An 18,935-nucleotide genomic window follows, 5' to 3' on the forward strand; every position below is an offset into this window, starting at 1 on the left:
CAGTGGCGCCACCTTAACCCTTTTTCCGGAACGTGCCAATGCTTCTTGCGAAGGTTTCTCTAATTTCGTGACTGACGGTGCAGCGAATTATCGTCAAGGCCCCGAAAAACGGGGGGAAGGCCGAGAATTGTACAGCGAACTTTGAACAGGCGGCGCGCGCCCGGTAAGATGCCGGACAGATTTTTTCCACCTCGCTATTCAGGACAACCGCCATGAGCATCAAATCGGACAAGTGGATTCGCCGCATGGCGCAAGAGCACGGCATGATCGATCCCTTTGTCGAGCGCCAGGTGCGCGGAGAGGGCGCCGACCGAGTGATTTCCTATGGTGTGTCGAGCTACGGCTACGACGTCCGTTGTGCCGATGAATTCAAAGTGTTCACCAACATCAATTCGGCAACCGTCGATCCGAAAAACTTCGATGAGAAGAGCTTTGTCGACGTCAAGAGCGATGTCTGCATCATCCCGCCGAACTCGTTCGCCCTCGCTCGCACCGTGGAGTTCTTTCGCATTCCGCGCAATGTGCTGACCATCTGCCTGGGTAAAAGCACCTATGCCCGTTGCGGCATTATCGTCAACGTAACGCCGCTCGAGCCTGAGTGGGAAGGTCACGTGACCCTGGAGTTCTCCAACACCACCACGTTGCCGGCGAAAATCTACGCCAACGAAGGTGTCGCACAGATGCTGTTCTTCGAATCCGACGAAGAGTGCGAAGTGTCCTACAAGGACCGTGGCGGCAAGTACCAGGGCCAACTGGGCGTCACCTTGCCTCGCACTTGAGTCATTGATCTGACGGGCAGTGGGAATTCTTGAGCGGGTAGACACTCTATTGAGTGTACTGCCCGGTTCGCGCACAGCGGACGGGGCCATTGCTCAGGAGTGCTCTAATGAAGATCGATCCGCGAATAAGTGCCGAACTGGCAAGGCTTGAGCCCAATCAGGTTGGCGTTTTGGCCTGGTCCTTGTTGGCACACCCGCCAATCAGCATGGCAGGGGGCATCCCCGGTCAGCCTGATCCTGATACCCCTAATGAACAACCCACCGAACCTGGCGAGCCAACCTTGCCGGATGAGCCACCACCCGCGCCTGTCGCTTGATGTCTCGCGCAAAAAAGGGTGTGTAGGAGCAAAGCTTGCTCGCGATAGCAGTCTTTCATTCAAGCGATGTTATTTGACTGGAAAAATGCCATCGCGAGCAAACTTTGCTCTACAGGTTCGGGTTCACCGGCCATATTTCGTTATCGCCAATGACGAATATTCTGCAACTGTCATCTCGCTCGACCTGATAGCCCCCTGTAAACGCGCCAAAGGCCGGCAGCAAGCTGATGGCTTCGCCGAGCCTGAAACACGCCAGCCGTAAACGCTGCCGACCTCGACCATTCAGCCGATAGACGGGATGTACGTGGCCCGCCAGCACGTGTCTGTCTGGGTGTGGCGTCGGCTCATGTTGCAGTGCAAACGGCCCCAGCAACAGTGGCTCGGGCACCACCCTGATGTTCAAAGACTTCGGAGGATCGCCGGCACGCTTGTCGTGATTGCCCCGGATCAGCGTCATGGGCAGGTCGATGTGCCGCCTGCGCCATTGCGCCAGGGCCTCTAGCGTGGCGCTGGCATGTGAGCCGGGTCCATGGAGAAAGTCCCCAAGAAAGATCAGCTGACGACAGGGCAGGGCGGCCAGCAATTGGTCCAGCACCGCAATGTTCTGCGACGTGGTGCCTTGAGGGACGGGTTGCCCAAGGCTCCGATAAGCCGCGGCCTTGCCGAAATGCACATCTGCAATCAACAGCGCTTGTTGCGCGGGCCAGTAAATCGCCTTCTCCGGCAGCAGCCAAAGGTCTTCACCGGCGACTCGAACGGGATAAGGCGTGCTCATCAGGCTTTCCCTGTTTCGGCGACTTTCTCCAGATCGCCGACCATGCGCCTGATGCGGTCTGAGAGCTTTTCCGAACTCATGCTTTCGCGCATGCGCTCGACCAACAATGGAAATCCGAGTGGCGTGGGACGCTTGATGTGATGCAGATCGAGCCTCAGCTCACTGATTCGTTCCAGGGTTTGCTCCAGGCGATCAACATCCAATTCCTCCCTTAATACCTCTTCCCCGGCCTGGGCCAGCAGAAGATTGTCGGCGTCGTACTGTTTGAACACCTCGAAAAACAGCCCGCTCGACGCTTGCACCTGGCGGGTGCTTTTCGGGGCGCCCGGATAGCCTGCGAACACCAGCCCGGCAATTCGCGCGATTTCACGGAAACGGCGTAAGGCCAATTCGCCGGCATTCAGGCTGGCGAGCACATCAGCCAGCAGATACTCAGGCGTCAACAGATCGCGATTCAGGTGTTCAGACCAATCCACATATGTGGCACTGAGCAGTTCCAGTCCGTAATCATTGACCGCAATTGAAAATGTTACCGGCAATCGTTGACTGACCCGCCACGCCAGCAAACTCGCCAGCCCCAAGTGAACCTGACGCCCCGCGAAGGGGTAGAGGAAAAGGTGCCAGCCTTCGCGGGACTTCAACGCTTCTGCCAGCAGGCTGGTATCGGTCGGCAGCGCAGACCAGCGTTGCTGCACGTCCAGTAAGGGGCGCAACGCCTTCATTTCCGGGCCGGCAAATTCACCTTGTGCCGCCTGACTGAAGCGCCTGACCACAGCATTCGCCAACTCGCTGGACAGTGGCATCCGCCCACCATTCCAGCGGGGCACCGCGGCTTTTTTAACCGTGCTGCGCTTGACGTAGGCGGTCATGTTTTCAACCCGCACCAACTCCAGCAACCGACCGGCGAACAGAAATCCGTCGCCAGGTTTGAGTCGTGCGATGAACCCCTCTTCAACACTGCCCAACTGCTTGCCACCGCCACCCTTGCTCCAGAATTTCAACTGGATGCTCGCATCGCTGACGATGGTACCGATGCTCATGCGGTGTCGGCGCGCCAATCGTGCATCGGGGACACGCCATACCCCATGTTCATCAGGTTCGGCCCGGCGATAATCCGGATAGGCCGTCAGAGAAAGCCCGCCATGGCGTACGAAAGCCAGCGCCCACACCCAGTCGGCCGGGCTCAGGTCGCGATAGGCCCAGGCACTGCGTACTTCTTCGTACAACTCGTCAGGCAAAAAACCGCCGCCCAGCGCCATGCTGACCAAGTGCTGCACCAACACGTCCAGAGATTTTTGCGGAGACCGACGCGGCTCGATCCGACGTTGTGCCACCGCGTCCTGGGCGGCGGCGGCCTCGATCAATTCAAGACTATGAGTCGGCACCAGCGTCACCCGCGACACCCGTCCCGGCGCATGACCGGAGCGACCCGCACGCTGCATCAGCCGCGCCACACCTTTGGCCGAGCCGATTTGCAGCACCCGTTCCACCGGCAGGAAGTCCACCCCCAAATCCAGGCTGGACGTGCAGACCACCGCTTTGAGCTGACCGTCCTTGAGCGCACGCTCGACCCAGTCACGGGTGTCCCGGGACAGCGAGCTGTGGTGCAGCGCGATCAATCCCGCCCAATCCGGTCGAGCTTCCAGCAACGCCTGATACCAGATCTCTGATTGAGCACGGGTGTTGGTGAACACTAGGGTGCTGGGGCTCGATTCAAGTTCCTCGACCACCTGGGGCAGCATCTTCAAACCGATGTGCCCGGCCCATGGAAAGCGTTCGATGGCGGGCGGTAGCAGTGTGTCGATCCGCAGTTCCTTGCCGTTCTGACCTTGAACACTAATGCCGCCCCCCTGTGGGATCAGGACCTGCTCGGCATGGGATTGATTACCCAGCGTTGCGGAAACGCCCCAGACAATCAGCTGCGGGTTCCAGCGGCGCAGTCGGGCGAGGGCCAGCTGCAGTTGCACGCCGCGCTTATTGCCCAGCAGTTCATGCCACTCATCCACCACCACCATGCGCAACGTTGATAACGCAGTGTGCGAATCGGCGCGGGCAAGCATCAGCGTCAAACTTTCCGGAGTGGTGATCAACGTAGTGGGCAGCCGCCGGCTTTGGCGCGCGCGCTCACTGCTGCTGGTGTCGCCGGTGCGCAGGCCTACGCTCCATGGAATCTGCAAGTCCTGCAGCGGTGCTTCCAGCGCGCGCGCGGTATCGGCCGCCAGTGCGCGCATGGGCGTTATCCACAGCACGGTGAGGGGTTCGGCAATCGGCTTGCGTTTGCGAGGGGCAACAATTGAAGGGGCAGTAGTGGCGTAGCGATTAAGCGCCGCAAACCAGAGTGCATAGGTTTTCCCGGCACCGGTACTGGCGTGAAGCAAACCGGAATGGCCCTCTTTTACGGCTTTCCACACCTGTTTCTGAAAGGCGAATGGCGTCCAGCCGCGCGCGGTGAACCATTGTTTAGCGAAGTTGGTAGAGGTTCCCATGCCGGCGGCGTGCGCTCTGAAAGTCTTCTTTCAGTGACCGCGGCAACCTACCAAAGGTTTAATGACACAACACGAACTGTAGGAGCTGTCGAGTGGAACGAGGCTGCGATCTTTTGATCTGGATATGAAACGATGTCAAAGAACAGGATCAAAAGATCGCAGCCTGCGGCAGCTCCTACAGGGGTTGAAGGTTACTTTAGATTACCGCTGAGGAACTGCTTCAGCCGTTCGCTTTTCGGATTGCCGAGTACTTCGTCGGGCGCACCTTCCTCTTCCACCAGCCCTTGATGCAGAAACAGCACCTGGCTCGAGACCTTGCGGGCAAAACTCATTTCGTGGGTCACCATGATCATGGTCCGGCCTTCTTCCGCCAGGCCCTGGATCACTTTCAGCACTTCCCCCACCAGTTCAGGGTCCAGCGCCGACGTCGGTTCGTCGAACAGCATGACTTCCGGTTCCATCGCCAGCGCACGGGCAATGGCCACCCGTTGTTGCTGCCCGCCGGACAGGAACGCCGGGTATTGATCGGCCACCCGTGCCGCCAGGCCCACCTTGTCGAGGTAACGTCGGGCACGATCTTCCGCTTCCTTCTTGTCGCAACCCAGCACACGGCGCGGGGCCATGCTGATGTTCTCCAGCACCGTCATGTGGCTCCACAGGTTGAAATGCTGGAATACCATGGCGAGGCGGGTGCGGATTTTCTGCAGTTCATCGGCATCGGCGACGTGCATGCCGTGGCGATCCTTGATCATGCGGATGGCCTGGCCGTCCAGGGTCATGGCGCCGTCGTTGGGTTGCTCGAGGAAATTGATGCAACGCAGGAAGGTACTTTTGCCCGAACCGCTGGCGCCGATCAGGCTGATGACGTCGCCAGTGTTGGCCTTGAGGGAAACACCTTTGAGCACTTCATGATCGCCATAGCTTTTATGCAGGCCTTCAATGGTCAGTTTGTACATGGGGCATGCATCCTCAAGGCGAAAGTAGGTAGCCGCTGCGATAGGCTTCAGTGCCCGCGACATGGGCGATCACCATGCCCGCAGTGGCCATGCGACGCAGCGAGCGGGCGTACATCAACCCGGCGGTCACGCAATGGACGGGGGTGACACGATCCAGGATCGGGTCAATGATTTCGGCAATCAGTTGCCCGGCCTCCAGGTATTCCCCTGGCAGCGCGGTGAACACCAGCAGCCCGCCGACAGGGGTGGTCACCGGTTCTACGCCTGCCAGTGGCGTGGCGGGGTAGGGCAATTCGGGCAGTGGTGCGGGTGCACCGGCGATGGCACCGAAATGGATCAGGTAATCAAGCACAGCCTGACAGTCGAGGCTTGCCAGCGGGTGATTGACGTCACCCTGGCCGCGCAACTCGACGGTGACCGAGAAACTGCCCAAGGGGATGTCGAACTGCTCACCGAAACGCTCCTTCAGTTGCCACCAGAGCAGGGTGAAGCACTCATCAAACGACTGGCCCCCGGAATCAGTGGCCAGCAGGCTGGCTTCGGCACCAATGTATCGGGCCAGTGGCTCGACTTGAGGCCAGGCTTCCGGCGTGGTGTAAAGGTGCGCGACCGCTTCGAAATCGCAATGCAGGTCCAGCACCATGTCGGCATCGCAGGCCAGCCGTTGCAAGGTCAGTCGCTGGGATTGCAGTTGAGTGCCGGCACTTTGTCGCAACAGCGCCTGGCGCAAACTGCGGCGGATCACTTCCAGGTTGTGCTGCGGATCATTGCCGAGCAGGCCTTCGATTTCGTTGCCGACTTCTTCGCTTAAATCGACGAACCAGCGGTTGAAGTTCTGGCCGCTTTCCAGCTCGTAGCGCCCCAGCGGCACGTCCATCAGCACCTGCTCAAGGCCGACCGGATTGGCGACGGGCACCAATACGATCTCACTGCGCAGGCGGCCAGCGGCTTCCAGCTCCGCCAGGCGCTGCTTGAGATGCCAGGCCACCAACATGCCGGGCATTTCGTCCGCATGCAGGGAGGACTGAATGTAGACCTTGCCGTTGGCCGATGAGGGGCCGAAATGAAAGCTGTGAATCTGTCGCGCGGTCCCGGGCAGTGGGGCCAGCAAGTCATGTATCTGGTGGCGCATTTGCTTTTATGTCCTGAAACAGGCGAGCTAGTGGGTCGGCCCGAGGAAGGCCAGCCATCGGCGTTCAGCGAGACGGAACAGGCCGACCAGCGCAAAGGTTACAGTCAGGTAGATCAGCGCAGCGATGCCAAAGGACTGGAAGGTCAGGAAGGTCGCCGAGTTGGCGTCCCGAGCAACTTTCAGTACATCCGGAATGGTTGCGGTGAAGGCCACCGTTGTCGAGTGCAGCATCAGGATCACTTCGTTGCTGTAATAAGGCAACGAACGGCGCAGGGCCGAAGGCATGATCACGTAGGCATATAGCTTCCAGCCTGTCAGACCGTAGGCTTTGGCCGCCTCGACTTCACCGTGGTTCATGCTGCGAATCGCCCCGGCAAAAATCTCCGTGGTGTACGCGCAGGTATTCAAGGCGAAGGCCAGGATCGTGCAGTTCATCGCATCGCGAAAGAACGCATCCAGTACCGGTTGGGCGCGGATCGCGGCCAGGCTGTAAATGCCGGTGTAGCAAATCAGCAACTGGATATAGAGCGGCGTACCGCGGAACAGGTAGGTATAGAACTGCACCGGCCAGCGCACGAAAGCGTTGGGCGAGACCCTGGCGATGGACAGCGGAATCGATACCAGAAAGCCGATGAAGATCGATGCGCTGAGCAGCCACAGGGTCATGGCCAGGCCAGTGATGTGGTAACCGTCGCTGTAAAGGAACGGTCTCCAGTATTCCTGCAGGAGCTCGATCATCGTACGGCCTCCCTGGAACCGGCGGCGTAGCGACGTTCAAGCCAGCGCAGGACGATGTTGGAAGCACTGGTGATCAGCAAGTAGATCACCGCTGCGAGCACCAGGAAGTAGAACAGCTGGTAGGTGCTTTTCCCGGCGTCCTGGGCAGCCTTGACCAGATCGGCCAGACCAATGATCGACACCAGCGCGGTGGCCTTGAGCATCACCATCCAGTTGTTGCCGATGCCCGGCAACGCAAAACGCATCATTTGCGGAAACACCACGATCCAGAAACGCTGGCCACGCTTGAGGCCATAGGCGGTCGCCGCTTCGATCTGGCCCCGCGGGACCGCGAGGATCGCGCCACGGAAGGTTTCGGTGAAGTACGCCCCATAAATGAAGCCCAGGGTAATGACCCCGGCGCTGAACGGGTTGATCTCGATGTATTCCCATTCCATGAAATCGGTAAACGACGTCAGCCAGGTTTGCAGGCTGTAGAAGATCAGCAGCATCAGCACCAGGTCCGGCACGCCGCGAATCAGCGTGGTGTATAGCTGGGCCGGAACGCGCACCAGTTTGACTTTCGACAGCTTGGCACTGGCGCCGAGCAAGCCGAGCAATACGGCCACCAGCAACGACAACACCGATAATTTGATGGTCATCCAGGTGCCTTCCATCAGCAACGGACCGAAGCCCTTGAGGCTGAAGGCAGAGAGCCCCAGGTTTTGTAAGAGGTTTTCGAACATAAATCAGCAACCTGATCAGGTAGAAAAAGCGCCCATCGCGAGATGGGCGCCGGGCATTATTTGCCGCTGTACAGATTCAGATCGCCAAAGTGTTTCTTCTGAATGGTGGCATAGGTGCCATCGTCGTGTAACGCTTTGATACCTTTATCCAAAAGTGCCTTCAGGTCTTTGTTACCTTTCGAGATACCGACAGCCGTTTTGGCTGGCAGCAATTCGCTGTCGACCGGCTTGCTGACGTCGTAATCAGCACCTTGTGGCGACTTCAGGAAGCCCAGTTCGGCCTGCAGCATGTCCTGGATGCCGGCGTCGAGACGACCGGAGGTCAGGTCGGAATACACCTGATCCTGATTCTGATAGGCCTGGGTTTTCACGCCAGCCTTGTCCAGAACGGCTTTGGCATAGGCTTCCTGGATGGTGCCTTGCTCGTAGCCGACGGTTTTCCCCTTCAGCGAAGCGACGTCTGCAGTGATGCCAGAACCCTTCTTGAATACATAGGCGGTCGGGCCGGAGAACAGTTCGCTGGAGAAGTCGATGACTTTTTCGCGAGCCGGAGTAACGGTCATCGAAGAAATCACACCGTCGAATTTGTTGGCTTTCAGGCCCGGAATCATGCCGTCGAAGTCACTTTCGACCCATTTGCATTTGACCTTCAGTTCGGCGCAGACCGCGTTCCCCAGATCGATATCAAAGCCAACCAGGTTGCCGTCGGCCGCTTTCGACTCAAACGGTGCGTAGGAAGGGTCGACGCCAAAACGCAGCTCCTTGTATTCCTTGGCCATGGCGGAACCGGCCGCCATGCACAATGCCAGTGCAGAAAGGGTCATTAATGCTTTTTTCATTATTCAATCCCTAAAAACCAATTTGAGCGCTCGTGGCGCAAATGAATTGTTACTGCAAAGCGTAAGACCTAAAGAAAGTAGCAATTTCTGAACCACACTGCCGAACAAGTGTTTTAAAAGGCGTTCAGCGAAATGCCAGAAGGGCGTTGTGCACTGAAATGGGCATGAGTTATTACCTGCACCAAATCAGATCAGCGAACGCAAATCTGTGGCGAGGGAGCTTGCTCCCGCTGAGCTGCGAAGCGGCCCTGAGTTCAGATTCACTTTCACCGATGATGCGACTGCTTCGCAGCCGAGCGGGAGCAAGCTCCCTCGCCACAGGAGGTTAGACTCGCTGATTTGACCAGGTGACGTTCAGCCCAAGAGATCTTGCAGGGTGGCCAGATTGTCAGCCTCATCCACCGACTTGTCCCGGCGCCAGCGCAGCATTCTCGGAAACCGCACGGCAATCCCGCTTTTGTGCCGCTTCGACAGGGCGATCCCCTCGAATCCCAGCTCAAACACCAGGCTCGGTTTAACGCTGCTCACCGGACCGAACTTCTCCACCGTGGTCTTGCGCACAATGCTGTCGACCTGACGCATTTCTTCATCGGTCAAGCCTGAGTACGCCTTGGCGAAGGGCACCAGCGTGCGCTCGCTCGCATCGGCGGGACCGTCCCAGACGGCGAAGGTGTAATCGCTGTACAAACTGGCCCGGCGACCATGGCCGCGTTGCGCGTAAATCAGCACCGCATCGACGCTGTACGGGTCGACTTTCCACTTCCACCAGACCCCCATATCCTTGGTTCGGCCAACCCCATACAGGGCGTCCCGGGCTTTTAGCATCATGCCCTCGACGCCCAGGCTGCGCGACGCTTCCCGCTGCCTGGCGAGGTCGAACCAGTCGTCGCCGGTGAGCACCGGCGAGGGGAGCAATACCGGGCTATCGCAGTCGGCAATCACTTGATCCAACTGGGCTCGACGCGCGGCCTGCGGTTGGTTGCGCCAGTCCTCGCCGGCCCATTCCAGCAGGTCGTAAGCGAGCACGACCACAGGCACCTCATCGAGTATTTTCTTGCCGAGGGTTTTACGGCCGATGCGCTGTTGCAGCAAAGCAAAGGGTTGCACCGACGGCGAGGAGGGCGCTTGTGGGTCAAACGCATCTTCGGTATCGGCTGTCGCGGCTTTCCAGGCGACGATTTCGCCGTCAATCACCGTGCCGTCGGGCAAGCCGTGAACCAGGCTGTCGAGTTCGGGAAAGCGTTCGGTGACCAATTCTTCACCGCGAGACCAGATCCACAGTCGACCTTCGCGCTTGACCACCTGCGCGCGGATGCCATCCCACTTCCATTCCACTTGCCATTGGCTGGCTGGGCCGAGCAATGCTTCGAATTGCTCAACCGGTTGCGACAGCGCATGTGCGAGAAAAAATGGATACGGCTGACCGCCACGTTGCGCATGTTCATCGGTTGATTCAGGGGCAATCAGCTTCAGGTAGCTGGCCGCGTCGGGACGGTTGGACAGGTCTGTGTAACCCACAAGACGCTGGGCAACGCGCTTGCTGTCCAGGTGCGCCATCGACGCCAGGGCCCGGGTGACCAGCAGCTTGGACACGCCAACACGAAAACTGCCCGTGATTAATTTGATGCACAGCATCAGGCTTGATCGGTCCAGTTGCGACCACAGTTTAGGCAGTTGTTCGGCGAGCACTTCAGGTGACTCACCGCGCAATGGCAGGAGTTTTTTTTCGATCCACACCGCGAGTCCGTCATCGGAGCTATGAACCGCTTCAGGCAGCACCAGTGAGATGGTTTCCGCCATATCGCCAACGGCCTGATAACTCTCTTCGAACAACCAGGGCGACAGCCCGGAAAAGGCGACCGCCAACTCGCGCAGGATTCGCACAGGGACCAATTGGCGAGGTCGCCCACCGGACAGGAAGTAAACCGCCCACGCGGCGTCTTCCGGTGCAGCCTGGGCAAAGTAGTGCTGCATCGCGGCCAGTTTGGCGTTGCTCGACGTCGTGGCATCGAGTTCGGCATACAACTGCGCAAAGGCTTTCATGGCAACACCTCGGCGCTTGCGGTCCCGGTCTCAGTTTCGGTGGCGTTGAGTTCTTCTTCATCGTCGCCGTATTCGGTGCTGAAGCCTTGGGCGTCGAGACCCTGTTCGCGTAAATGGCGGACCAGCACTGCGACAGAGCCATGGGTGACCATGACCCGTTGCGCGCCAGTCTGTTCGATGGCCCACAGCAGTCCCGGCCAGTCCGCGTGATCGGAAAGCACAAAACCACGATCAACCCCGCGCCGCCGTCGTGTTCCGCGCAATCGCATCCAGCCACTGGCGAAGCCGTCACTGTAGTCACCGAAGCGGCGCATCCACGTACTGCCCCCGGCCGACGGCGGGGCAATGACCAGCGCCTTGCGCATGATCGGGTCACTTTTCTTGATGTCCCCGGCATAAAGGGTCGGCGGAATGTACACGCCACTTTCCCGGTACACGCGGTTCAGGGGTTCCACCGCACCATGGGTCAGAATCGGACCCAGGCTGGCGTCGATGCCATGGAGAATGCGTTGCGCCTTGCCGAACGAGTAACAGAACAGCACGCTGGCTTTGTCCTCGGCGGCATTGGCTTGCCACCACTGATTGATCTCGGCGAACACCTGCGCCTGAGGCTGCCAGCGATAGATGGGAAGGCCGAAGGTCGATTCGGTGATGAAGGTGTGGCAGCGCACGGGTTCGAAAGGCGCACAGGTGCCATCGGGCTCGATTTTGTAGTCCCCCGACGCGACCCACACCTCGCCGCCGTACTCGAGACGCACCTGGGCCGAGCCGAGCACATGGCCTGCGGGGTGAAAACTCAGGGTGACGCCGTGGTGCAACAAGCGCTCGCCATACGCCAGTGTTTGCAGGTTGATGTCTTGTCCCAGGCGCGCTCGCAAAATCCCTTCGCCAGGTGCAGCGGCCAGGTAATGTTCATTGCCAGTGCGGGCGTGATCACCGTGAGCATGGGTGATGACCGACCGTTCCACGGGGCGCCACGGGTCAATATAGAAATCCCCGGCGGGACAGTACAGGCCTTCGGGGCGAGCGATAACAAGGTCCATGTCTGCTACCAAAATGGAGGGACTTGTTAGCTATGAGGATGGCGTGGGGCTGGAAGTTCTATCGAAAAGCACCCCTGTAGGAGTGAGCCTGCTCGCGATAGCGGTATATCAGCCACCGAATCAGTGGCTGATAGACCGCTATCGCGAGCAGGCTCACTCCTACATGGATTGCGTTATTTTCCGGGGGTGAGCGTCAACCGCGTTTTCCCGTACACCTTGTCAAAGTTCTGCGGCTGCAGGGGCAAGCTCATGTATTGCCCCTTGAGCCACGGATCAATGCTGTTGAGGTAGTTCGGGCTCGCCGGATTGCCGGACTGCCCGGTACTGTTCTGGCCCATCAGCGGTTCAGCCTGGCCGAAATCGACGATGAAGCGAATGGACGGTGCCAGCGTGGTGTTGAAATCCTGGCCCCACGCAAATGCCGAGGTGTTCAGCGTGGTGTGATCACCGCCGGCGGCGAGTGGACCACGGACAGTCTGGCCGCTGGCGTTTTTCCATTCATAACGGTGCAACTTGCCCCATTGCCAGGCCTTGTGATCTGCGCCCAGCAGACTGTCGCCGGCCGTGATGGCCGCGGCGAGGCTGCGGGCGAGGATCGCGGGTTTGTCTTCTTTCTGTGGTGTCCGAGCGTCATCCCAGAACGGACTGTCCTCGCGCTCCAACAGATGATCGGCCTGCGCCGCGTAGGACAGCTTGCTGTTGGCAATGAACGCTTTCCATGCCGGGCTGCTTTCCGGGCCCAATTCGTCGAGGAAAATCTGCTTCGTGCTTTCCTGTAGGAATAACTCATAAATCGCCGCGTCGGCGGACGTCGGGCTGAGCTTGCCGTCAAATGCCATCAACCGGGTAAAGGCCTCGCGGGCCTTATCTTTGTCTGCCGCGGGCAACGCTTCGATGGCCTGCTTGAGCGGCTGGGACATGCCTGGCGCGGCAAACATTTTCTTCAGTTTGGCGGCGAAGGTGGTGGTCTGGTCGTATTGCATGGCGATCAGGCTACGCGTGTCGTGTTTGCCCGCGTTGGCCAATTCAGCCATGCGTTCACCACGTTCGGGGGCCGACCAGGAGTTGGACAGCTGCATCCCGTAACCATGGGGGATGACGCGCTGGTTTGCAGTGCCGAGCCAACCCTGGGCCGGATCCTGATCGTAGGGGTGGAGCATCGGGTCGGCATAGCCGTCCCAATCGTAACGACCTTCCCAGCCTGGCGATGGCAACAGGCCTTCGCCTTCGCGGCGGTTCGGATAACGGCCGGTGACTTGCCAACCGATGTTACTGGCGTCGGCGAAGACCAGGTTCAGGGCAATGGCGCGGATTTCACGACTGGCGTCCGAGGCTTTCTCGACGTTCTGCGCCCGGGACAAGTCGAAAAACGCGTCCAGGCTCTTATCGTCGGTGAAGTTCGGCGTCTGCAACGCCAGGCCGAAACCGTTGGCCAGTGTGGTGCCTTGGGCACTGTTCAGCAGCGGGCCGTGACGGGTTTCGTACACCGCTTCGCGAACAGGCCGCTGACCTTTGACGAAGTAGGTTTCGTTGCGAACGATCACGGGCTGCCATTTGCCGCCAGCCTCGTAGGTGAGGCCGTTGCCTTGGCGTTTGATTTTTTCCAGGAACAGGTCCTGGTTGTCGCCCATGACCGTGGTCATGCTCCACGCCACTTTGCCGTTGAAACCGCCGAGGACCATTGGCAATCCAGCGATGGTCACCCCAGAGGCCTGGTATTTCGGGGCGCGAATCTGCACATAACTGAACAACGACGGCACGCCCAGCGGACCATGGCTGTCGCTCGCCAAGAGGCTTTTGCCGCTGCGGCTACGTTGCGGCGCGATTGCCCAGTTGTTCGATGAGGTGGCGCCGAGCAAATTCAGGTCCGAGAGTTGCGCCGTGGCTTTGCTGATGTCGGCGAGTCCCGGAATTTGCCCGTTGAGCTTGATGCCCTGGAGCTTTTCGGCCTCGGCGACCGGCAGTTTTTCATCGGGCGCAGACGGCGTCAGCCATGCCAGCTTGTCGCTGGTGACTGTCTGGGCCAGCATCAGCGAGGAAATTTCTTCCGGCAGGTTGGCCGATTGGCTGAAGTTCAGCAGGCAGAAAATCAGCGCGGAATCTTCCGGTTGCCAGTATTCGGGCTTGTAACCCGTGGCGGCGAGGTCAGCCGGCAGCTTGTCGCGGTAGCGGAACAGGTAGGCGTTGACGCCCCGGGCGTAGACTTCAAAGAAGCGCTTGAGGCGCGGTGAAGATGCTTTGTACAACTCACCCGCGCTTTTCTTCAGGTTGACGGCACGCATGTAGCGGTCGGCGTCCAGCAAGTCTGCGCCGGACATCTCCGCCAGACGGCCCTGCGCCAACAGCCTCAGGGTGACCATTTGCGTGATGCGGTCGCTGGCATGCACATAACCGAGGGCGAACAGTGCGTCGTGGAAGCTGTTGCTTTCGATCAACGGCATGCCCATGGCATTGCGACGTACCGAAACGTTTTGCGCCAGGCCCTTGAGCGGCTGCACGCCAGTGGTGGGCGGGAGGGTGTCCTGCGTGTTAAAGGTCTGACAACCGGTCAGGCTCAGAACACCGGCCACTGCTGCGGCAACGCCGAACCGGGGAAGAAAATGAGTAAGGGCTGGCGAGGCCATGGCAAAGCTCCTGCGGGGTGGTAACGCAATAAAGTCGCTACGTTAGTGAGCAGGAGGTGGGCGCGCAAGCGGGGCGAAAGGTTATTTCAGGATTTGTCTGCTAAACGTGAATGATCGCAGCTTGCAGCCACGCCTGCCGGGTGTCTTTGGACACCTGAAGCGCTGCCGCAAGTTGCGATTTATTGATCGTTCCCGATCAGGATTTAGGCGGATTGACTTTGGCTGCCAACGCATAGGCTTTCACCGTCGCTGGCCGTCCCTGAATGTGGTTGAACCAGCGCAGTACGTTCGGGAAGTCCTCCAGGTTCTGGCTCTGCCATTTGTGGGACACGATCCACGGATAGATCGCCATGTCCGCGATGCTGTACTCCTCGCCAGCGACAAACGCGTTGTTGGCCAACTGCTTGTCGAGTACGCCGTACAAACGCGCGGTTTCGTCGATATAGCGCTTGATCGCGTAGGGGATTTTTTCCGGGGCGAACTGGCTGAAGTGATGGTTTTGCCCAGCCATCGGTCCCAAACCGCCCATCTGCCAAAACAACCATTGCAACGCTTGCTGGCGACCGCGCAAATCTTTGGGCAGAAACTTGCCGGTTTTCTCGGCCAGGTACAGCAGGATTGCACCGGACTCGAACAGCGCCAACGGCTCACCGCCATCGATCGGCTCATGATCGACGATCGCGGGGATCTTGTTGTTTGGGGAGATTTTCAGGAATTCAGGTTTGAATTGATCGTTCTGGCTGATGTTGATCGGATGTACGTCATATGGCAGGCCGGCTTCTTCCAGGAAAATTGAAATCTTGTGGCCGTTGGGTGTGGTCCAGTAATACAGGTCGATCATGGAGTACTCCAAATCAAGGGACGTCGTTAGGGGCGAACGGCAACCGCTGGCATTAGGTCGTCCTGTCTGCGTTCGATGGCTTGCCTGTAAAAGGAAGTGATGCTGAAGTGCGTGGAATTCAATGACCCAGTGTGAGAAAAGTCGGCATGGAGCTAAAGACGAACGCAGCACTCATCATCATCGATCAGCAAAAAGGCATCCTGGAGCCCCGACTCGGTCCTCGCAACAATCCTCACGCCGAGGAGAGGATGCTTTTACTGCTGGGCCATTGGCGTCGCACCGGTCGCCCGGTCATTCACGTGCAACACCTGTCGCGCTCGCCGGATTCGGTTTTCTGGCCGCAGCAATCGGGCGTGGAGATTCAGGCACGGTTCGAACCTGCAGCCGGCGAACGGCTGATTCAAAAGCAGGTGCCGGACGCGTTTTGCGCGACGGGGCTGGAGGCGAGTTTGCGCCAGGAGGGGATTGAACAGTTGGTGATTGTGGGCGTGGCGACGAACAACTCGGTGGAGTCTACGGCGCGTACGGCCGGTAACCTGGGGTTTGACGCATGGGTGGCGGAGGATGCTTGTTTTACGTTCGACAAGGCTGATTATTTTGGCAAGGCGCATTCAGCCGAAGAAGTGCACGCAATGTCGCTGGGGAATTTGCATGGGGAATATGCGACGGTGGTGAGCACCGAGCAAATCCTGATGAACACCTGAACCTTGAACCTCTTTGGGAGCAAAGCTTGCTCGCGATAGCAGTACCGCGATCAATCAGATAGACCGGATCATCGTCCATCGCAAGCAAGCTTTGCTCCTACAAGGACATAGATCCGATGTGGGCGCGAGCCTGCTGGCGAAGGCGGTTCAACAGGCGATACGGAATATCGCCCGGTACATCACATCAAGCGCCGTGGCACTTCTTGAATTTCTTGCCATTGCCGCATGGGCAAGGATCGTTGCGGCCCACGTCTTTCAGGGCGTTGCGCACAGGCTCCTGGTGAGCGTGGCCGCAGTTCGGGCCGTGTACATGACCATGGTCGTGATCATGGTGGTCGTGATGCGCATGATCATGATCGTGGTTGCAGTCTGGGCCATGAACGTGGGGTTGCTGGGTCATCGGGTCTACTCCGGAATTAAATCGGCGGGGATTATTACGCCATTGCGCGCAACGTGCACGTAGTGCGCGATGAATAAACCGGTTTCCAGCTCTCCTTCCAGGCGATAGGGGATAGGGTGGTCAGGTTTTTCCAGCATTTTCACTACATCGCGGATCTTCGGCCACAGGTTGGTGCGGATCGGCACCTTGAAGTAAGCGCTTCGTTTTGGACCCACCGTAAACCAGTGCTCGTTCTCGCCTTCAGTCAGCAACATGTCGCCCAAATGAATGCGGTACTCAAGGCTTCGCACTGTCAGGTCACTGTCGTTGGGGTTATCAACGCGAAAGTGCAGCAGGAATTTTTGCTCCAGCAGCTTGGCTCGGATGACTTCAACCTTGACCAGATGCAACTGGGGCTCGGGCTCATCATCGCCGAACCATGACGCACAGCCGCCGAGCCCGAGCGCAAGACTCAGCGTCACCAAGTAGAGTACGAGTCGCCGGGTGATCATGGTGGTACTTCTCCTTGAACCTGAAACAACCGCCAAACCTGCGAGCACGTCCTGTAGCAGCTGCCGAGCCTGCGAGGCTGCGTTCGAGTGCGCAGCACTCGCCGACCATTTAGCGAGCGCTACGCACTCGAACGCAGCCTCGCAGGCTCGGCAGCTGCTACAGGTTTCTCATCTTAACTGCCGAAATAGCTCGCACAGCACTTCTTGAACTTCTGCCCGCTGGCGCAAGGGCAAGCATCGTTGCGCCCGGCCTTGAGTTGTACGGTGGGGTCGATGAAGTACCAGTGGGCAGCGTTCTGCACAAACGATGAGCGCTCGCGGTGGCTGTGTTCGCCCGTGCTGTCATGCCAGCGGGCGGTAAAGGTCACGAATGCGTGCTCCGGCTGACCGCCGAACACTTCGGAACTCTCCACCTCCAGACCCAGCCAGGTGCTTTGCGCGCTCCAGTTGCTGATGGACTGGCGATCCAGCCCTTCGCGTTGCGCGGGCAGGGTGGTCGCGACCAGATAGTCGATCAGGCCCAGCACATACGCACTGTAGCGCGAACGCATCAGGGCTTCGGCGCAGGGGGCCGGATGGCCGGCATGATAGTGACCGCAGCAGGCATCCAGCAGGGTGCCGCTGCCGCAAGGGCAAATAGAAGTACTCATCGCGTTACCACCAATATTTCCCGAAGTTTTCCGGATTGGCCCAGAACCGCGAGTTGAGCCAGTCGGGTACTTGCTTATAGTCAAGCAGATCGTAAGTGAAGAGGGTCAGCACCTGTTCGTCACGCTGAAAGCGTTCGCTGGCTTGCAGGGCCAGGGAGAAAAAATCCGTTTCCTGCCAGCCACTGGCCGGCAGGTCCGCCAGCACCGCTATTCGGCTGGCATTGAGGTTGCGGATTCCTCCCAGTAAATTCAGACCGGCGCGCTTGGGCAGGTGTTCCAGGCAATCGACTACCAGCGCTAGGTCGAAACGACGGGACGCCAGATCCGCCGGCAATGGACCGGGTGCCGCATGAGCGACACAGCTGTCAGGGTGCGCGAGCTTGAAGGCTTCAAGCGCGGGGAACTCACTGGCGCCAATCAAAAGAAGGCGCGCAGGGGCGTAACGATCCAGCAAAGCGGCCAGCGCCTGTTGCGGCGTGCGCGCAGAAATACCTGCAATCATCGAAGATCCTCAATCAGAGCTGCCAAGACTAGCCTGCCCGAAGGTCCGGGCCTAGCGCTCTATTAGGGTAAAAGCGTCGATCAACCGTGATCACGGCGTAAAACAGCTATGGCCTAATGCTGGCGGAGATTAAAACTCCGGTCTTTACTCCCTGAATCGGTTCTAAGCCGATCCCTCAGGAGAAAACTAGATGAGCATAGTTCGGACAGCATTACCCTTGGTTCTGCTAACCAGTGTGTTGACTGGTTGCGCAGGTTTGCAGAAAACCGACTGGCCGACCTGTGCGGCGGTCGGTGGTGTCGTAGGTGCTGGTCTCGGCGCGACCGAGAGCTCGGCATGGGCAGGGTATGGCGCGCTGCTCATCGGCGGCACGGCAGCAGCCTATTGCTGGGTTCACGGTGATGGCGACGAAGATGGCGATGGCGTGCCGGACAGCCGCGACAAGTGCCCGGGTACGCCTAGAGGCGTGCAGGTCGATGCCGACGGTTGCCCACCACCTGTGCCAGCGCCAGTTGTCGAAGAGGCTGTTGTGGTCAAGGAAGAAGTCATCGTCATTCGCGATGTTCACTTCCAGTTCGACAAAGCGACGCTTACGCCTTCCGATAAAGATGTCCTCAACAAAATCGCTTCTCGCCTGAAACAGGAATCTTCTACCGCGCAACTGACCGTCACCGGTCACACCGATAGCGTGGGCAGCGATGCCTACAACCAGAAACTGTCGGATAAACGTGCGCACTCGGTCGTTGAATACCTGATCCAGAGTGGCGTTCCACGTGCCAGCTTCGTGTCTGTTACCGGTGCCGGCGAAAGCCAGCCAGTGGCTGACAACAAAACGGCTGATGGCCGCGCGATGAACCGTCGCACGGAAATCAAAATCAACCGTTGACCGC

19 protein-coding genes are annotated in these 18,935 nt (G+C 58.9%); 4 read left to right on the top strand and 15 right to left on the bottom strand.

All coding sequences use genetic code 11. The annotated features are described in order from the left end of the window. The first annotated feature begins 212 nt into the window (after positions 1–212). The gene (dcd, locus tag ACA063_RS05995; RefSeq protein WP_162439079.1) at positions 213–779 is read left to right on the top strand and encodes a dCTP deaminase; all 567 of its coding nucleotides are present in this window, start codon (positions 213–215) and stop codon (positions 777–779) included. A gap of 107 nt (positions 780–886) precedes the next feature. Further along, complete coding sequence (locus ACA063_RS06000) at positions 887–1,096, top strand: hypothetical protein (RefSeq protein ID WP_017336784.1); 210 nt, start codon at positions 887–889, stop codon at positions 1,094–1,096. 109 nt (positions 1,097–1,205) lie between these two features. On the opposite strand, the gene pdeM is transcribed toward ACA063_RS06000, so the two are convergent. The 11 genes from pdeM to ACA063_RS06055 form a co-directional block, all read right to left on the bottom strand. Then, positions 1,206–1,871: a ligase-associated DNA damage response endonuclease PdeM gene (gene pdeM, locus ACA063_RS06005; RefSeq protein WP_497665133.1), complete on the bottom strand. Its 666-nt coding sequence runs from the start codon at positions 1,869–1,871 to the stop codon at positions 1,206–1,208. Then, on the bottom strand, positions 1,871–4,357 hold the full coding sequence (locus ACA063_RS06010) for a ligase-associated DNA damage response DEXH box helicase (protein ID WP_497665134.1): 2,487 nt from the start codon (positions 4,355–4,357) through the stop codon (positions 1,871–1,873). The genes pdeM and ACA063_RS06010 overlap by 1 nt, the downstream gene beginning before the upstream one ends. 191 nt (positions 4,358–4,548) lie before the next feature. Then, on the bottom strand, positions 4,549–5,313 hold the full coding sequence (locus ACA063_RS06015) for an ABC transporter ATP-binding protein (protein ID WP_162439076.1): 765 nt from the start codon (positions 5,311–5,313) through the stop codon (positions 4,549–4,551). Between the two features lie 13 nt (positions 5,314–5,326). Continuing rightward, positions 5,327–6,445, bottom strand: coding sequence for a succinylglutamate desuccinylase/aspartoacylase family protein (locus ACA063_RS06020; protein ID WP_497665135.1), 1,119 nt, complete (start codon positions 6,443–6,445; stop codon positions 5,327–5,329). Positions 6,446–6,472: 27 nt separating this feature from the next. Next, positions 6,473–7,183, bottom strand: a complete 711-nt coding sequence (locus ACA063_RS06025; protein ID WP_162439074.1) for an ABC transporter permease — start codon at positions 7,181–7,183, stop codon at positions 6,473–6,475. Then, on the bottom strand, positions 7,180–7,908 hold the full coding sequence (locus ACA063_RS06030) for an ABC transporter permease (protein ID WP_497665136.1): 729 nt from the start codon (positions 7,906–7,908) through the stop codon (positions 7,180–7,182). The genes ACA063_RS06025 and ACA063_RS06030 overlap by 4 nt, the downstream gene beginning before the upstream one ends. A gap of 56 nt (positions 7,909–7,964) precedes the next feature. Next, positions 7,965–8,747, bottom strand: coding sequence for a transporter substrate-binding domain-containing protein (locus ACA063_RS06035; RefSeq protein WP_497665137.1), 783 nt, complete (start codon positions 8,745–8,747; stop codon positions 7,965–7,967). A gap of 354 nt (positions 8,748–9,101) precedes the next feature. Next, positions 9,102–10,790: an ATP-dependent DNA ligase gene (locus ACA063_RS06040; RefSeq protein WP_497665138.1), complete on the bottom strand. Its 1,689-nt coding sequence runs from the start codon at positions 10,788–10,790 to the stop codon at positions 9,102–9,104. Continuing rightward, entirely contained in the window at positions 10,787–11,833 is a 1,047-nt protein-coding gene (locus tag ACA063_RS06045) for a ligase-associated DNA damage response exonuclease (RefSeq protein ID WP_497665139.1), read from the bottom strand. Before ACA063_RS06045 ends, ACA063_RS06040 begins: the two co-directional genes overlap by 4 nt. 173 nt (positions 11,834–12,006) lie before the next feature. Further along, on the bottom strand, positions 12,007–14,457 hold the full coding sequence (locus ACA063_RS06050) for a penicillin acylase family protein (protein ID WP_497665140.1): 2,451 nt from the start codon (positions 14,455–14,457) through the stop codon (positions 12,007–12,009). 196 nt (positions 14,458–14,653) lie between these two features. Beyond that, a complete protein-coding gene (locus ACA063_RS06055) occupies positions 14,654–15,298 on the bottom strand; it encodes a glutathione S-transferase N-terminal domain-containing protein (protein WP_497665141.1) in 645 nt (214 codons plus the stop codon). Positions 15,299–15,444: 146 nt separating this feature from the next. Between ACA063_RS06055 and ACA063_RS06060 the strand changes: the two genes are divergently transcribed. Further along, positions 15,445–16,002, top strand: coding sequence for a cysteine hydrolase family protein (locus tag ACA063_RS06060; RefSeq protein ID WP_497666478.1), 558 nt, complete (start codon positions 15,445–15,447; stop codon positions 16,000–16,002). 184 nt (positions 16,003–16,186) lie between these two features. Here ACA063_RS06060 and ACA063_RS06065 read toward each other — a convergent pair whose 3' ends face one another. From ACA063_RS06065 to ACA063_RS06080, 4 genes are all read right to left on the bottom strand, one after another. Beyond that, the gene (locus tag ACA063_RS06065) at positions 16,187–16,402 is read right to left on the bottom strand and encodes an SEC-C metal-binding domain-containing protein (RefSeq protein WP_162439066.1); all 216 of its coding nucleotides are present in this window, start codon (positions 16,400–16,402) and stop codon (positions 16,187–16,189) included. A gap of 5 nt (positions 16,403–16,407) precedes the next feature. Then, positions 16,408–16,893: an LEA type 2 family protein gene (locus ACA063_RS06070; RefSeq protein ID WP_490147067.1), complete on the bottom strand. Its 486-nt coding sequence runs from the start codon at positions 16,891–16,893 to the stop codon at positions 16,408–16,410. Positions 16,894–17,066: 173 nt separating this feature from the next. Further along, positions 17,067–17,543 (bottom strand): YchJ family protein, encoded by a 477-nt coding sequence (locus ACA063_RS06075; RefSeq protein WP_162439064.1) that lies wholly within the window; start codon positions 17,541–17,543, stop codon positions 17,067–17,069. A gap of 4 nt (positions 17,544–17,547) precedes the next feature. Beyond that, a complete protein-coding gene (locus tag ACA063_RS06080; RefSeq protein WP_497665142.1) occupies positions 17,548–18,045 on the bottom strand; it encodes a DUF6231 family protein in 498 nt (165 codons plus the stop codon). Between the two features lie 190 nt (positions 18,046–18,235). On the opposite strand from ACA063_RS06080, the gene ACA063_RS06085 reads away from it, so the two are divergent. After that, on the top strand, positions 18,236–18,931 hold the full coding sequence (locus tag ACA063_RS06085) for a PA1041 family peptidoglycan-binding anchor lipoprotein (RefSeq protein WP_497665143.1): 696 nt from the start codon (positions 18,236–18,238) through the stop codon (positions 18,929–18,931). The last annotated feature ends 4 nt before the right edge of the window (positions 18,932–18,935 follow it).

This window comes from Pseudomonas sp. LBUM1643, from assembly GCF_059716215.1.

Bases quoted from the DNA above. Each gene is read 5' to 3' on its own strand.
- ACA063_RS06085 (WP_497665143.1), top strand. From the start codon at position 18,236: ATGAGCATAGTTCGGACAGCATTACCCTTGGTTCTGCTAACCAGTGTG.
- ACA063_RS06080 (WP_497665142.1), bottom strand. From the start codon at position 18,045: ATGATTGCAGGTATTTCTGCGCGCACGCCGCAACAGGCGCTGGCCGCT.
- ACA063_RS06000 (WP_017336784.1), top strand. From the start codon at position 887: ATGAAGATCGATCCGCGAATAAGTGCCGAACTGGCAAGGCTTGAGCCC.
- ACA063_RS06010 (WP_497665134.1), bottom strand. From the start codon at position 4,357: ATGGGAACCTCTACCAACTTCGCTAAACAATGGTTCACCGCGCGCGGC.
- ACA063_RS06055 (WP_497665141.1), bottom strand. From the start codon at position 15,298: ATGATCGACCTGTATTACTGGACCACACCCAACGGCCACAAGATTTCA.
- ACA063_RS06025 (WP_162439074.1), bottom strand. From the start codon at position 7,183: ATGATCGAGCTCCTGCAGGAATACTGGAGACCGTTCCTTTACAGCGAC.
- ACA063_RS06070 (WP_490147067.1), bottom strand. From the start codon at position 16,893: ATGATCACCCGGCGACTCGTACTCTACTTGGTGACGCTGAGTCTTGCG.
- ACA063_RS06030 (WP_497665136.1), bottom strand. From the start codon at position 7,908: ATGTTCGAAAACCTCTTACAAAACCTGGGGCTCTCTGCCTTCAGCCTC.
- ACA063_RS06020 (WP_497665135.1), bottom strand. From the start codon at position 6,445: ATGCGCCACCAGATACATGACTTGCTGGCCCCACTGCCCGGGACCGCG.
- pdeM (WP_497665133.1), bottom strand. From the start codon at position 1,871: ATGAGCACGCCTTATCCCGTTCGAGTCGCCGGTGAAGACCTTTGGCTG.
- ACA063_RS06040 (WP_497665138.1), bottom strand. From the start codon at position 10,790: ATGAAAGCCTTTGCGCAGTTGTATGCCGAACTCGATGCCACGACGTCG.
- dcd (WP_162439079.1), top strand. From the start codon at position 213: ATGAGCATCAAATCGGACAAGTGGATTCGCCGCATGGCGCAAGAGCAC.
- ACA063_RS06065 (WP_162439066.1), bottom strand. From the start codon at position 16,402: ATGACCCAGCAACCCCACGTTCATGGCCCAGACTGCAACCACGATCAT.
- ACA063_RS06045 (WP_497665139.1), bottom strand. From the start codon at position 11,833: ATGGACCTTGTTATCGCTCGCCCCGAAGGCCTGTACTGTCCCGCCGGG.
- ACA063_RS06015 (WP_162439076.1), bottom strand. From the start codon at position 5,313: ATGTACAAACTGACCATTGAAGGCCTGCATAAAAGCTATGGCGATCAT.
- ACA063_RS06075 (WP_162439064.1), bottom strand. From the start codon at position 17,543: ATGAGTACTTCTATTTGCCCTTGCGGCAGCGGCACCCTGCTGGATGCC.
- ACA063_RS06035 (WP_497665137.1), bottom strand. From the start codon at position 8,747: ATGAAAAAAGCATTAATGACCCTTTCTGCACTGGCATTGTGCATGGCG.
- ACA063_RS06060 (WP_497666478.1), top strand. From the start codon at position 15,445: ATGGAGCTAAAGACGAACGCAGCACTCATCATCATCGATCAGCAAAAA.
- ACA063_RS06050 (WP_497665140.1), bottom strand. From the start codon at position 14,457: ATGGCCTCGCCAGCCCTTACTCATTTTCTTCCCCGGTTCGGCGTTGCC.